The sequence below is a fragment of the Arthrobacter sp. StoSoilA2 genome (genome assembly GCF_019977195.1).
Lineage (GTDB): Bacteria > Actinomycetota > Actinomycetes > Actinomycetales > Micrococcaceae > Arthrobacter.
This window is the reverse complement of the sequence record NZ_AP024643.1, coordinates 2,298,476-2,312,132: the sequence shown is the minus strand read 5'-3', so window position 1 is coordinate 2,312,132 and position 13,657 is coordinate 2,298,476. Positions and strand designations below refer to the sequence as shown.

Below are 13,657 nucleotides of genomic sequence, written 5' to 3'. Positions count from 1 at the left end.
GCGGCCATGCTGCAAAACGTTGCACGCTGTCCGATTGCTGCTCTGCCAACTTCATGCCCGCAGTGGCGAAAATGGAAATCGACTCGAAGAGGACCTTTTCCAGGTTGGGCGGTAAACAGCAACTGCTCTCCGCGCAACTCTTCATTGCCACGTTTTGTTTGCCGGAGGAAACTTGAGACGACGGCATCCCATCCGATGTCGCAGGTGCGAGTTTGAGGCCGATGATGTCTCGCTCCCGTCCGCCAGTGTTTCGACTACGGAGGCTAGGACGGTCACACCGCTGCCGGACGGCGCCGACACCCGCACGGTCCCACCGCTGCCGGAGAGTGGCGACATCGACGCCGGCACATACCTCGTCCTCGTCCCCGGCTACACGGCGCCTTTCGAGATCACCGTCCCGGACGGTTGGTCGACCACTGACGGCGATGGTCTGGCCAAGGACGACCCGGATCACCCGGATGAATGGGGGGTCTTCGTGGGTTGGTGGCCCGCCGGCTATGTGCCGACGGACGCGTGCGTGTGGCAGGACGCGCTGGTCAAGGTCGATCCGTCGGCTGAGGCCTTCGTCAACGCGATCACGGCGCAGACGTCAACGGCCAGCACTCCTCCCGTCAAGGTCGTGGTGGGCGATTACTCCGGCGTCGAGTTCGACCTCGCGGTCGAGGGCGACGTGGACATCAAAGCCTGCGACCGCGGCAAGTTCTGCATCCACTCAGAATTCTCAAACGAATGCTCACGCTGGTACTCGAGCGCCGCAGAGCGCGAAACCTACCGGGTGGTCGACTTAAATGGCCAGCGCGCTGTGAGCTGGGTGGTCCAATTCCACGAATCGATCAAACCGGAGCTGACGAGAGAGGCACGCGGCGTCTTCGACTCGATCGTATTCAGGTCGGGCAAGTGACCAGCTGATGCCCAGCCGATTTCCTGCTCACGCCATGAACGACCGGCTGATCCACAACGGGCCAGACATAGCTATTCAGTACGATCGGACCGCTGGCCTTGGCGTCTCCATCGAAACGCAGCTGCACGTAGTCATTGAGCACAAACTCGACCGAATACATCCTGTTTCCAACCAGCCTCGACAACAATTCGTTGGGTATGTACGTAGGACGCTGCCGCGGAATATCGCGTCGTACCGGGACCTCATAGTCGGGCCCAGCTCAAGCACAATGACCGAGTCAGGTTCCCCGGGTGGGCAAATGCTCAATGACCGATGCGGCGATGACGTTGTCGACTCCGTCCCCGCCCGCTCCCACCGCCTCAAAGCGCCCTCCCAGCCACCCCAATAGATCCCGCACGCGATTCGCCTGGGAATGATGGTTCGACATCACCCACCTGCATACGTCGGCCATTAGTAAATGAGGCAGGAGCTCGCCTTCGTTGTCGTCCATGTGCTCTGCGTGGATCGGCCGAAGATACGGATGCGCGGCGACCATCTCCCCCATGAATTGCCGTGCATCGCGGTCAGTCATGGTCGATCAAGTACATCTGTCTTGAGCCAGCGGGTATACCTTTCCTGAACCTGGTCCGTCATCGGCCAGGTCGACGGTTCCAACCACAGAACAGCCCCGAGGCCACAGACACGTCGACCTTCATCGTATAGACGTCAACAATTCGGACTTCGTCGTGAAGAAACTGAAACACCGGACTTGAGAACTGATAAGGCTTGTCGTTTAGTTACGAGCTCGGCCTCACGGAGGTCCCGTTGCTGCATCAATTGGTCCCGTGTTACCAGTCTTCCGGGACCGTACTGCTAGCTGTCCGTGCAGGAGCGTCCCCTAAATTGGTGAATCTCCGGGATTGGTATGCTCCCCCACCCACGAGGGATCCATTCTGCCGCTGCACCGGTTAACCCATGCTGAGCGCCAAGCCGGGATCAACCAGTAGACTGCCGACGTCGGCGAGGAAGCGAGACCCCTGCTCGCCGTCGACGAGGCGGTGATCGAAGGAAAGACTGAGGGTCATTAAGCTGCGAAGGGCAACGCCTCCTTTGTGCTCCCATGGCAACTTACGGATAGCACCCAGGGCCAGGATGCCAGCCTCTCCCGGGTTAAGGATTGGTGTTCCAGCATCGATGACGAAAATACCGATGTTTGTGATGGAAAAGGTCCCTCCGGACAGATCGCTCGGGTTGGTTCTCCCCGCTTTGGCGGTGTTGGTCAGGTCAGAGAGCGCAGCCGAGAGCTCCCTGAAGGACATCCCGTCCGCACCCTTGATGTTGGGTACCATCAGGCCACGGGGCGTGGCGGCAGCTATGCCGAGGTTTACATGGTTGAACTGAATTATCTCCTGGTTCTTTTCGTCCCACCTCGAATTCAAGGAAGCATTCCGGGCCAATGCCATCAGGACGGCTTTGGCGACCAGAGTGAGCGGTGTGAGCTTGAAGTCTGAAAACTCGCGGGCCTCCTTCAACTTTGCAAGCAGTTCGACAGTCTTGGTGACGTCGACTGTCAGGAATTCCGTGACGTGGGGTGCTGTAAAGGCACTGGCAACCATTGCGGCGGCAGTGTGCTTGCGCACCCCTTTAATGGGGGTCCTGGACTCTGCAGGCGAGTTTTGCCGGTTGGTGTCACTGGCGAGGGCGCTGGCTGCCTGAGAGTCCTTGTCTGCTGCTGAAGTTACGTCTGCTCTTGTGACAAGACCAGTGGGCCCTGTCCCTACCAACGCTTGCAGGTCCACCTTCAGGTCGCGGGCCAGCTTCCGGATGGGAGGCGTGGAGCGAGGTCGTTCAACTGAGGTTGCCGCAGGCTTGGGGGCCACGGAATGTGGGTCTGCAGCCGCCGCTGCAGACTGAAGGGGGGTGCCGGCGTTGGAGTTCCGGCTCCTGCGTCGAGGACGTCCCACTTTTTCGACCTCGGCACCATACCCCACAAGGGTTGGGACACGTGTAGGCAGGGAAGACTCGCCGCCTTCATTGGCCTCATCCAGTTCAAACGACACTATGGGTGCGCCCACCTGGACAACAGTGCCAGGCGCTTCGTGTAAGACGGCTATTGTTCCGCTATATGGGGACGGGATCTCGACCACAGCTTTAGCGGTTTCGACCTCTGCTATCACCTGGTTCAGCTCGACGGTGTCGCCCACGGCCACTTTCCAGCTAAGAATCTCTGATTCGGTCAATCCTTCCCCGAGGTCCGGAAGCCTGAATTCCTGAACTGCCATGGAGGCTATCCCTTCTGTCCCAGCAAAGTAGCTCGCCTTCCAAGGGCGAGATCCACGCCGTCAAGGATTCTGTCCAAGTCCGGCAGGTGATGTGATTCAAGCTTGGAGGGCGGGTACGGGATATCGAAACCGGTCACCCTGACTGGTGCCGCTTCGAGGTATTCAAAGCATCGTTCGGTGATCGTTGTGGCAATTTCAGCTCCGAGCCCTCCTGTCTGGCTGGCCTCATGGCTAACTACCAGCCGCCCGGTTTTCCGGACGGATGCTTCTATCAGGCTGTAGTCAATGGGAGCCAGGGAGCGCAGATCGATGACTTCGATCGAAATACCATCCTCTGCTCCAGCTTCTGCAGCGTCCATCGCCGTTGGAACAAGGGGTCCATAGGTAACCAGAGTGACATCAGAGCCTGGTACCACCACCCGGCCACTTCCCATTGGGAGCGCACCCAGCTCCATCGCCTCATCGACCTCCCTCTTGACGTGGTACCGCCGCTTCGGTTCGAAGTACAACACCGGATCATTTGAAGCTATGGCCTGTTGGATCAGTACGTATGCGTCCTGCGGGGTGGATGGACTGACTACTCGCAGACCAGAAGTATGCGTGAAATATGCTTCAGGCGATTCGGAATGATGTTCGGGTGACCCGATTCCGCCGCCGAAAGGTACGCGGATGGTGATGGGCATATGGACTCTGCCTTGGGTTCGATAGTGCAGTTTGGCGACCTGACATACGATCTGGTCGAACGCCGGGTAGATGAAGCCATCAAATTGGATCTCCACAACCGGGCGATAACCGCGATAGGCCAGCCCGACTGCGCTTCCCATAATTCCTGCTTCGGCAAGGGGTGTATCCACAACCCGGTTCGCACCGAAATGGTCCTGCAGCCCGTCAGTGATGCGAAAAACACCACCCAGCTTGCCGACATCCTCGCCCATAAGAATGACTTTGGGATCATTCTCCATCGCCTTGTGAAGGCCTGCATTGATTGCTCGGCCGAAAGTCATGCTCTGCATACTTTGGCTCCTCCTACTCTGCTGCCGCAAAGGTCGACAAGTAGTGGGCGTACGCTTCTTTCTGTCGCGTGAGCGCCGCGTGAGGTTCCGAAAAAACATTGTCGAAGACCGTGATCGGCTCAGGATCCAGCATGTTTTTGCAGGCTTCCCGCATTGCGTGGGCCACGGCATCACTCTTGTCAGCCACCAGACGCTGGAACCCGTCAATGAACCGTCCAGAGCTTTTCAAGTACTTTTCCAACCGCGCAATCGGGTCTTTAGCTGCCCAACCGGCGAGCTCATCAACATTCCGATAGCGATGAGGATCGTCCGCGGTTGTGTGTGGACCCATGCGGTAGGTCACGGCCTCGATAAATGTCGGTCCTCCCCCGCTTCTGGCACGGTCCAGGGCCGACCGGGTCGCGGCCATAACGGCAAGGACGTCGTTTCCGTCAACGCGCAGGGACGGAATACCGAAACCCGGGGCGCGGCGCGACAAGGGGACGCTGGCCTGGAGGCTGACAGGTTCCGAGATCGCCCAATGATTATTCTGGCAAAAGAAAATTACAGGCAACTGAAAGCTGGAGGCGAAAACCATGGCCTCATTCACGTCGCCCTGGCTGGTTGCTCCATCACCAAAGTAAGTGACCGCAACGCTATCCGCCCCGTCGTTCTTGATGCCCATCGCGTATCCGGTGGCGTGGAGTGTCTGGGCTCCGATGATGACCTGAGGCGTTGCCATGTTCAGTACAAAGGGGTCCCAACTTGAGTGGCTGTTACCACGCCACACCCGAGTAAGGTCCTCGAAGTCGACGCCCCGGCAATAGGCAACGCCACTCTCCCGGTAACTGGAAAATACGAAGTCATCCTTTCGCAGACTACGAGCAGATCCGATTTGGGCCGCCTCTTGGCCGAGCAAAGGCGGCCACAGCGCAAGTTCGCCCTGACGTTGCAGATATGTGGCTTCGGTGTCGATCCTTCGTATGACGACCATGTCTTCGTACAGAGAACCAAGCTGCTCATCCGTGACGTCCTGGATCCATCTTTGAAGGACCGAGCCCTGCGTTCGTTCGCCGTCTTGAGTGATGAGCTGAATGAGCTCGTCAGACTCCGGGCCGTCGTCCAGTTCTTGATGGTCAGAGGACAGGGGCAAATCATGTGTAATCAAAAGTACGCACCTCATTGTTCGTAGCTAACTTTATGAACGCTTAGAGCCTTGCTGGGCTTTGATTCATGACGCTGGTCTTCGGATTCACTATGGCCACTCCAGGCTCGGCAAAGTGGATGTCGCGAGTGCCGGCCGTCCATAGCAATTGGGGCCCTCCGATGAGCTGAGCTTCCTGCGGAGGTGATCAGGGGACTGACCGGTGGTTTTTGACCTAAACGCTATTCGTACGGAGATCCCGGTTAGCCGGTTATTGGGTTGTGGCCTCGAGCTGGCCGACGCAGGCGTTGGGCTATCCGGTCCAACGCAGCATGGGCGGGCGGAAATCCAACCCGGTTGAGATGTCCATGGGAGACGCCTTCCGCTAAAAAGGACTCAACCTCAATACCGGCGGCGGCCAGTGCTTTCGCGAATTGTTCGCCGCTGCGACGAATTTCGTCGAATTCGCAGTTTTCTATAAGGGTCGGAGGGAAGCCTGAGAGGTCTTCAGCGAGACCTGCGAAGGCTCCTGGCGATGCAGTCGCGGTTTGGCCTCCCACGAAATTCTCACTGATAGCGACAACCATGTCATCGGTGACTCTTAGCGCAGGGGGGATACGCTCAAGTGATGCCGTCGCTTCAGGGGCCGCCTCGGGAAGAGCTGGGTGTACCAAGGGATAGAAGAGGAGGCACTGCCAGGGAGTTATGTCGTAGGTGCTTAGCTTCAGGACAGCACCCGCCGCCAGATTTCCTCCGGCACTCGCCCCGCCAATTGCCAGACGTTCCGGATCCACACGTAACTCGCTCGTATCGTCCGACACCCACAAAAAGGCGGCTACCACTTCGTCTAATGGGACGGGATATTTGACTCGTGCATTTTCCGTGCTGCCACCTCCGGGGAAGCCGTTTAGCGGAGGGCAGAGCGAATAGTCGACTGAGACCACGACGGCGTTTGAACGCCCTGCTACACCTCTGGCAACTTCGTGCGCTTCGGGCATTTGAAGATCGCCGGACGTGTATCCCCCGCCGTGGGCCCATACCAGACATGGGCGTAGCTGAGTGCCGATCCGCCGAGAAGTTCGTGCATAAATCCGAAGACCAATGGGGCCGTGCGGGCCTTGGATAGTCGCATCCTCGATACGCAGGTCCCATTTTTCGGTGGGACCGTGAGGGGCGTTCCACTGGGACCTGACTTCTGCTGAAAACTCGGCTAGCGACCCGATATCGGCTAGCAGATGCCGACGCTGTTCCAGAAGAGGGTGAAAGCCAGGACTCATTGGTGGCCCTCCGCGCAAATGGGCCGGGTTGCAATCAAAACTTCTGGCAGACCGAGACTGAACAGTTTGCAACGCGTGCCATGGTTGCTCACACTGGTGCTCCTTTCTGATGAAGAAGGCTGGGCAAGATACTCACGGACACGGTACTGAGTGTCAGGCCGCAGCGGCATGACGCTCGCGTCCGCCGCGGTGAGCTGGGTGAACCCGGCGCCAATGAGTGAAAGACCTGCACCGCACAGCCACATGGCCGTGCAGTTCTCTCCCCCGCCCCCGGTGGAGAGCAACAGCGGAGCAACAATGGCAGCCAGCAGCGAAGGGATGGTGGAGGAGCGATTGAAGACCCGCATGCCCTTCGCGGCACCGTTTCTTTCATCAGGAAGAAGCTGTGCCACGAGTACATAGTCAACACAGAGGTAGAGGCCCTCAGTGGCCAGGCGACTGGCTGTCTCACTTTACGCCGCCTGCTGTCAGGTCGGAGCGCCAGTAGCGCTGGAGTATTGAGAAGGCGAGGAGCAAAGGGACGACTGCCAGCAGTGACCCGGTGATGGTTACGCTGTAGGGAATCCCCTCGTTCAGCCGTTCGCGCCAGTTTACGAGGCCGACGGAGAGCGGCTGTAACGTGTCGTTGTTCAGCATCAGAACGGGCAACAGGTAGTTACTCCAGATTGCCACGAACTGGTAAAGGAACACTGTGACCAGGGCTGGTGTCATGATTGGGAAGCCGATTCGCCAGAAGATCCGGGCTTCACTCGCACCGTCGAGGCGGGCGGCCTCAAGGAGCTCGGTCGGAATGGCTTGGCCTGCGTAAGTCGAGGCAAGGAACACACCAAAGGGGCTCACCAGGCTGGGCAGAAGGACGGACCAGTAGGTGTTGACCATCTGGATCTCGCTGAACATCAAGTAAAGGGGCAGTGCAAACAGGATGGCCGGTAGCAGCACTGCGGCCAGGATGATATTGGATACCACTTTCCGACCGGGGAATTCGTACTTTCCCAACGCATAGCCGGCCATGGCTGCTAGGAGCGTGGCGATCGCAGCTCCGCCCACACAGTAGATGATGGTGTTGCCGGTCCATACAGCAAAGATTCCGTTTTGCTGGTTGAAGACGTCGGCGATGTTCTGTCCGAGGTTGAAGTCGGCGAACCACATGGGGTTGGTGGTGAAGAGGTCCTGGCTGCTCTTGGTTGCGGTGACGACAAGCCACCAGAGCGGCACCAGGCTGTAGAGGGCGAACGTAGCCATGACAATGAGCGAGAATGCGCGCGCGGAGAACGGTGTGCGTTGCTGTCGCCATGGCATTTTGATCGTTTTGCCCGACCGTGTTTGTGGGCGTTCGGTCGTTCGCGTGGGGGCGGTAGTCATGAGTCTGCACCCTTTCGCTGAGTGAATTTGAGGAACCCGAACGACAGCACGAGGGCCACGAGGGCCAAGATGACCGATTGGGCGGCGCCCAGGTTGTAGTTGTTGGCTGCTGTCTGCTGTTGGGCTGCCATGATCGGGGTGAATGTTGAGGAGATGCCGGGTGCGACCTTGGCGAGGATGGCGGGGTCGTTGTACAGCTGAACGGTGCCGATGATGGAAAAGACGGCGGTGAGGATAACGGCTGGACGTACGGCGGGAATCTTGATGTGCCAGGCTGTCGCCCACCATCCTGCACCGTCGAGGCTTGCCGCCTCGGTCAGTTCCTCGGGGACGGCTTGAAGAGCGGAGTAGATCACGAGCATGTTGAAGCCGGTGAAGCCCCACGTCATCATGTTTCCGATGGAGAAGAAGACTGTGTTGTTGGCGAGGAAGTTTACGTCGAGGCCGATGGCACTGAGCCACCCACTGAATGGTCCGATGTTTGGTTGATACAGGAAGGACCACATAATGGCTGCAATGACGCCAGGGAACGCATAGGGCAGGAAGTAGATCAGTCGGAACCCACGCTTGAAGGGCGAAAACGCTGAGTCCAGAAGGAGTGCCAGGAAGAGGGCAATGGTCAGCATCAAGGGAACCTGGATGATGCCGATCAGGAACACACGACCGAAGGAAGCGATGAAGTCGCTATTCTGCAGTGCCGTGAAATAGTTCTCAAATCCTGCGAAGAGGCTCTTTGCGCTTCCTACGCCCAGGCCGCTCCGCTCCGTCTTGAAAAAGCTCTGGTAAATCGCATAGAAGATGGGGGCCATCTTCATTGACAAAAACATGATCATGAACGGAACCAGAAAAAGCAGCGCTGACCGCGTCGTTCTCCGTCCGAGCCGAGATTTGCGGGGCTTGGTGGTGGTGGTTCCTGTTTCCACAAGTTGCTGTGCAGGCAGCGTGGGTGCCTTCATGGTTAATCCTTTGGTGATGTTTGGAGTGGGCGGCGCCCTGCATTGGTGACTGGGCGCCGCCGGAGTTTCGGATTTACTCCTTGACGCTCAGGCCTTGGCTCTTCAAGTCGGCCACAGTTGAATCCTGGACGGATTTGAGCAGATCGGGGACGGTTCCCTGTCCTGCGCCAACGAGCTTGAGTCCGTCGTTCATCTTGGGCTGGAGGCTCGTCATGTTTGGTCCCCATACCCATTTGTCCGGGGTGTTGTTTGCCGCGGTAGTGAAGATTTCAGCTGTCTTGCTTCCGTTGACAAAGAAATCCGAGCCTGCCGTCACGGCGGGTAGCTTTTGCCCGCTCACAGAAGCCGGGTAGAGGCCGGTGTTTTTGACCAAGGTAGTTACGCTGTCAGCGTTCGAGGTCAACCACACCGCCGCCTCAGTGGCCTCCTTCGGGTTCTTGCAACCCTTCAAGACAGAGTAAGCGCCACCACCACGGTTGCCCGAGGCATGCTCACCCTTGTTCCACTGAGGGACTTCGGCCACTGCGATCTTTCCCTTCAGCCCGGGCGCGTTCTTCTCCAGTAGCGCGCCGCTCCAAGCGGCTCCGACGTAGGAAAGGATCCGTCCGCTTTGGAGGCTGGTGTACCAGGCAGTGTCAAAGGCCGGCTCGGCTACGACGAGCTTGTCTTTGACGAGACCCTGCCAGTAGTTGGCAACCTTCTTGGATGCATCGTCATTGATTGAGACCTTCCACGCATCATTTTCGGTTCCGAACCACTGACCACCGGCCTGCCAGGACAGAGCCCCGACATCGTAGGTGTTCAGCGGGAAGGTGGCCAGGTAGGCGGCGGGATCCTTGGCCTGCAGCGTCTTGGCGGCGCTGGCGAATTCATCCCATGTCGTTGGTACGGCGATACCGTACTTCTCGAACAAATCGGTACGGTAGAACAGAGCCATCGGTCCGAGGTCTGTTGGAATACCGAAGACATGACCGCCGAGGCTGGAAAGCTGCCAAGCCGCCGGGGAATACTGGTCCTTGCTGTCCTTGGCGTAGTCCGTAATGTCCTCAAGCGAACCCGAAGCAGCAAAGCTCGGGACTGTGTCGTAGCTGATCTGACCAAGGCAAGGGGCATTGCCAGCATTGACCGCATTGAGCATCTTGGAGTAACCACCAGCCGAACCGGCGGAGATTTGAGTGTATTTGATTTGGACGTCAGTGTGCGCGGCGTTGAAGACGTCGACGGCCTTCTCTTGACCGATGGCCGCGCCCCAGAATTCAATCGTTACCGGCTGACCGGCCGGGCGGGATTCCGTCGCGTTGCTGGGGCTAGTTGAACTGCTGCCGGAGCAACCGCTCAGAGCTGCAGCGCTCAGAAGAACCGCGGCGGCTGCCGTGCTCTTGAACCAACGTGATGCCATGGAAACTCCTACTGGTAAGTCGTATGGGATTGTGGACTGCAGTTCGCGCAGTACCGGCCCTGGGCGACTAACCCACCCGGCCGGCCGCAACTTCTTTGTCATTGGTACCGCGGTTCGGCCGCCGCCCCGCCTCATGCACATCTTGTGCGTCACCGGGCAAACGAGCCGATCCGTGGCCTGCCTCGCTTCATCTATTACGAGGACGAACTATCGTCGGAACGTATCTTTAGTTAGTCAGCTTTGTGAGATGAATCTCGTAATTGGGAAAACTATCTCAGTCTACAGACGTGATGTCAATGCTTCGACACTAAAGATCTCGGCCGGGCTCAGCCCTTGGATGGTTGCGACTCCAGGCTTTCCAGGCACAGGGCCGATGTCAGCCGCGACAGTGAGTGCTGCGGTGGGCGCATTGGGCCAGTAGGGTACGCACGAGTGGCCTTGGAATCGGTCCAGCCTGTGCCGTACTACAAAACGAAGAGTCTCCGACGACCATCGGTAATTGATTCCCAAATGAGATTGAGTTATCTTCAGAGTGCTCTTCAGTTCCTCAGGTGCAAACTACCCAACACCTCGTATGCAGGGGGTCAATCCGTGAACGTAGCCCGTTGTTCCATTGACGGGAAGGAATGGGAAGCGGCTGCCCTCGCCGCCGCACCGTTTTTCAGAACCACAGGGGTCCGTCACAGCCTAGAGTGCATCGGCTGCGGAGTTGCGGTGGAGCTTCGGCCGGCACGCAAAAAACGCCCGGCCACTTTCATCGCAGACCACCATCGGGAATGTCCAGCGATTGCACCTGCTTCAGGCGTTTTCCGCTTCCTGCAGTGATCGGTACCCCGGAGCCCCTGGGCGTCCTAATGTGCCTCGTCCCACAAATCACTTCATGTCGCCGAAACAGAGCATAGGCAATGAACGGTTCACCTGAACGTCCCTCCCCAGTGACGGATCGTTCACTACTCTGAAGACACGACTCTGAAGACACGACTCTGAAGACACGACGCAGTGAGGGGTCCAAGCATGTGGCATCTATGATCGTCTGCTCTGTTCACACAGATCAGGCATGACACCGGCTAGCCGGCGACGGCCGAGATCCATCCCTTCAGCGATCCCACCAGTGCTTCACGCAGGTACTCACCGAGGTCCTGGGGCTTAAGTTGCTCGGCTTCGACCAGGTCCAGAATATCCCGCGGGTCGGTGAGCGCATTGTGCAGGAAGAGGGCCTGGCGAAGCGAGGTTTGCGGCATTCCATAGTCTTTCAAAAGGCTCGCCAACGGCCGCTCCCAGATCGTCCTCGACGTTGCTATCACCGGGTCCCCCTGGTCCAGACGTTGGAGGTAGCCTGTTCGGGAGCGCAGCTGGACCAAAACCTTGCCGTGCTCCAGCACTAAGTCAATCCAGCGGTCAAGAACTGCGTTGAACAGATCGGCGCCTTCGAGCGTGCAGTCGCGCGAGAAATCCCGGAGCTCTTGGGTGATCATGAGCGTGTATGCTTCGAGCAACTCGTCCAACGAGGAGAAGTACCGGTAAGCGGTCGCTGTTCCGATTCCGGCACGGGCGGCGGCACTCTGCATGCTCACGCCGCCGGGGTTGTGTTCAATTTCCGCCCCAACGGCCTGCAGGAGGCTCTTGATGTTTCTGCGTGTGTCACTGCGCAACCGGCGCGTCCCTTCTCTTGGCGTCCCGGCTGGGACAGCTGCGGCGACGGCCTCGCCAGCCGGCAGAATTCCGTCAATACTCAAGGATGCCATTGGACTTCATCTCCCACGTGGACAGCGCCGGGGTTGCGGATGTTTTATGTTGCCAGGACCTCAGGTTAGCCGTCCCGAAGAGCGCTCCGATGAGGGATGCTCGAAGTCTGCCGGGTATCTGCTGCCGGGTCAGGCTCTCCACGCTGTGGAGTTCCAGGATTTCACGAGGATCGGAAAGAGCGTTGTTAAGGAACAGTGCCTGAACGAGAGCGTCCGGCGTCAACCCGGATTCGCCCAAAAGTGCCTTCAACGGACGCTCCCAGATGGCTCTGGAGACCTCCATGACAGGTTCCTGTGCAAGCAGTCGTTGCAAATAGCCGGTCTTGGAACGCAACTGGACCAGCACCGCGCCGTGCTCTAAGACAAGGTCAACCCACCGGGCCAGGACGGCATCGTATAGTTCGACTCCGCCTAGCTGGCAATCCTTTGAAAAATCCCTGAGTTCTGCGCTTATTTTAAGCATGTACGCCTCAAGCAGCGCATCCACGGACGGGAAGTACCGGTAGGCGCTGGCAACGCCCACCTCGGCACGGGCTGCAACGCCTTGAAGGGATAGTGACCCCGCGTTTTCGCTGACTTCCTCCGCGACTGCTTCCAGGAGCCTGGAGATGTTTCTCTTGGTGTCGCTGCGCAATCTACCTCCCTTGCCGCCCCAAGTCGACAGGCCTTGTTGCGGCGCTGTACGTACTGATCCTATGGAATCAGGACGGATTTACCAATTGATAGTCATCTGTGCCGTTTGTGTTCCACGGTTCTTCGGCAAGGAGCCTTCGAACGAAGGCCATGGATTCTGCACTTCCATTGCGGGGGATGTACTCCAGGCCAATGGTGCCGTCGTAGCCTGCTCCAGCCAGGGCCTGGAACGCGTGGGCCCAGTTTATGTTTCCGGTGCCGGGCTCATTTCGGCCGGGGTGATCGGCTACCTGTACGTGGCCGATCCGGTGGCAATGGTGCGGGACCAAGATATCGGCGAAGCGTTCGTTCATGACGGCCGAGTGATACACGTCCCAGAGGAGCCGGACGTTGTCAGAGGAGACTTCCTCAAGGATGTCGAGGGCGGTTTGCGCCTTGTCCAAGTATGTTCCCGGATGGTCCACTTTGCTGTTCCACGGTTCCAATATCAACTGAACACCAGCGGCTTCTGCGACAGGGGCAGCTGCTTTCAGGGATGCAACAAGGGCTCGACGATGATCGGCGTGACTGACTCCTCTACGGAAAGGACCCGAAACGGCAACCAGATTGGGAATCCTCAATCTGGCCGCGATCTTGACAGACTCGCGCAGGCCTTGGAGAAACGTCTCCTGCTGGACCGGGTCGACGAGATGGCCTTGGGGCTGGCTGACCATAGAGACGACCGACAAATCGAATTCATTGACAGCAGCTTCGACAGCATCGAGGTCTTTACCCACCCAGGACCAAAACTCCACATGCTCGATACCTGCCGCCCGGACGGCTTGGAGCTGACTCCTGCTCATCGGGGACCCGTATTCGCGGAAAAGCAATTCTGTGCAGACAGAGACACTGTAGCTCAATGGCTTTCCTCTCAAAGCTTCGGATTCCAGCCCCTTGAATCGCTGGTCTGGCTGCGTTCAACATGGCGTAGATTCCCTGTCGTTAATG

At 58.3% G+C, this 13,657-nt stretch carries 12 protein-coding genes; 1 reads left to right on the top strand and 11 read right to left on the bottom strand.

Going from position 1 to position 13,657, the window contains the following annotated elements; all coding sequences use genetic code 11:
* The first annotated feature begins 172 nt into the window (after positions 1-172).
* Positions 173-901, top strand: a complete 729-nt coding sequence (locus tag LDN82_RS10490) for a hypothetical protein (protein WP_224167329.1) — start codon at positions 173-175, stop codon at positions 899-901.
* A 277-nt stretch (positions 902-1,178) separates the two neighbouring features.
* On the opposite strand, the gene LDN82_RS10485 is transcribed toward LDN82_RS10490, so the two are convergent.
* The 11 genes from LDN82_RS10485 to LDN82_RS10435 form a co-directional block, all read right to left on the bottom strand.
* Entirely contained in the window at positions 1,179-1,472 is a 294-nt protein-coding gene (locus LDN82_RS10485; RefSeq protein WP_224167328.1) for a hypothetical protein, read from the bottom strand.
* A 376-nt stretch (positions 1,473-1,848) separates the two neighbouring features.
* Positions 1,849-3,162, bottom strand: coding sequence for a dihydrolipoamide acetyltransferase family protein (locus LDN82_RS10480; protein WP_224167327.1), 1,314 nt, complete (start codon positions 3,160-3,162; stop codon positions 1,849-1,851).
* A 5-nt stretch (positions 3,163-3,167) separates the two neighbouring features.
* Entirely contained in the window at positions 3,168-4,175 is a 1,008-nt protein-coding gene (locus tag LDN82_RS10475; protein ID WP_224167326.1) for an alpha-ketoacid dehydrogenase subunit beta, read from the bottom strand.
* 13 nt (positions 4,176-4,188) lie between these two features.
* Positions 4,189-5,337 (bottom strand): pyruvate dehydrogenase (acetyl-transferring) E1 component subunit alpha, encoded by a 1,149-nt coding sequence (gene pdhA, locus LDN82_RS10470; protein WP_224167325.1) that lies wholly within the window; start codon positions 5,335-5,337, stop codon positions 4,189-4,191.
* 224 nt (positions 5,338-5,561) lie between these two features.
* On the bottom strand, positions 5,562-6,575 hold the full coding sequence (locus LDN82_RS10465) for an alpha/beta hydrolase (RefSeq protein ID WP_224167324.1): 1,014 nt from the start codon (positions 6,573-6,575) through the stop codon (positions 5,562-5,564).
* A 447-nt stretch (positions 6,576-7,022) separates the two neighbouring features.
* Positions 7,023-7,874: a carbohydrate ABC transporter permease gene (locus LDN82_RS10460; RefSeq protein WP_224167323.1), complete on the bottom strand. Its 852-nt coding sequence runs from the start codon at positions 7,872-7,874 to the stop codon at positions 7,023-7,025.
* 59 nt (positions 7,875-7,933) lie between these two features.
* Positions 7,934-8,893, bottom strand: coding sequence for a sugar ABC transporter permease (locus LDN82_RS10455; protein WP_224167322.1), 960 nt, complete (start codon positions 8,891-8,893; stop codon positions 7,934-7,936).
* A gap of 73 nt (positions 8,894-8,966) precedes the next feature.
* Positions 8,967-10,292, bottom strand: a complete 1,326-nt coding sequence (locus LDN82_RS10450; protein ID WP_224167321.1) for a sugar ABC transporter substrate-binding protein — start codon at positions 10,290-10,292, stop codon at positions 8,967-8,969.
* A 1,067-nt stretch (positions 10,293-11,359) separates the two neighbouring features.
* Complete coding sequence (locus LDN82_RS10445; protein ID WP_224167320.1) at positions 11,360-12,037, bottom strand: TetR/AcrR family transcriptional regulator; 678 nt, start codon at positions 12,035-12,037, stop codon at positions 11,360-11,362.
* Positions 12,018-12,671 (bottom strand): TetR/AcrR family transcriptional regulator, encoded by a 654-nt coding sequence (locus LDN82_RS10440; protein ID WP_224167319.1) that lies wholly within the window; start codon positions 12,669-12,671, stop codon positions 12,018-12,020. The genes LDN82_RS10445 and LDN82_RS10440 overlap by 20 nt, the downstream gene beginning before the upstream one ends.
* Positions 12,672-12,738: 67 nt before the next feature.
* Positions 12,739-13,512: a TIM barrel protein gene (locus LDN82_RS10435; RefSeq protein ID WP_224167318.1), complete on the bottom strand. Its 774-nt coding sequence runs from the start codon at positions 13,510-13,512 to the stop codon at positions 12,739-12,741.
* Positions 13,513-13,657 lie beyond the last annotated feature (145 nt).

What these genes read in the sequence shown, in the direction of transcription:
- LDN82_RS10480 (WP_224167327.1), bottom strand. Translation starts at nt 3,162, where the DNA reads ATGGCAGTTCAGGAATTCAGGCTTCCGGACCTCGGGGAAGGATTGACC.
- LDN82_RS10460 (WP_224167323.1), bottom strand. Translation starts at nt 7,874, where the DNA reads ATGCCATGGCGACAGCAACGCACACCGTTCTCCGCGCGCGCATTCTCG.
- LDN82_RS10465 (WP_224167324.1), bottom strand. Translation starts at nt 6,575, where the DNA reads ATGAGTCCTGGCTTTCACCCTCTTCTGGAACAGCGTCGGCATCTGCTA.
- LDN82_RS10445 (WP_224167320.1), bottom strand. Translation starts at nt 12,037, where the DNA reads ATGGCATCCTTGAGTATTGACGGAATTCTGCCGGCTGGCGAGGCCGTC.
- LDN82_RS10475 (WP_224167326.1), bottom strand. Translation starts at nt 4,175, where the DNA reads ATGCAGAGCATGACTTTCGGCCGAGCAATCAATGCAGGCCTTCACAAG.
- LDN82_RS10435 (WP_224167318.1), bottom strand. Translation starts at nt 13,512, where the DNA reads ATGAGCAGGAGTCAGCTCCAAGCCGTCCGGGCGGCAGGTATCGAGCAT.
- LDN82_RS10485 (WP_224167328.1), bottom strand. Translation starts at nt 1,472, where the DNA reads ATGACTGACCGCGATGCACGGCAATTCATGGGGGAGATGGTCGCCGCG.
- LDN82_RS10450 (WP_224167321.1), bottom strand. Translation starts at nt 10,292, where the DNA reads ATGGCATCACGTTGGTTCAAGAGCACGGCAGCCGCCGCGGTTCTTCTG.
- pdhA (WP_224167325.1), bottom strand. Translation starts at nt 5,337, where the DNA reads ATGAGGTGCGTACTTTTGATTACACATGATTTGCCCCTGTCCTCTGAC.
- LDN82_RS10455 (WP_224167322.1), bottom strand. Translation starts at nt 8,893, where the DNA reads ATGAAGGCACCCACGCTGCCTGCACAGCAACTTGTGGAAACAGGAACC.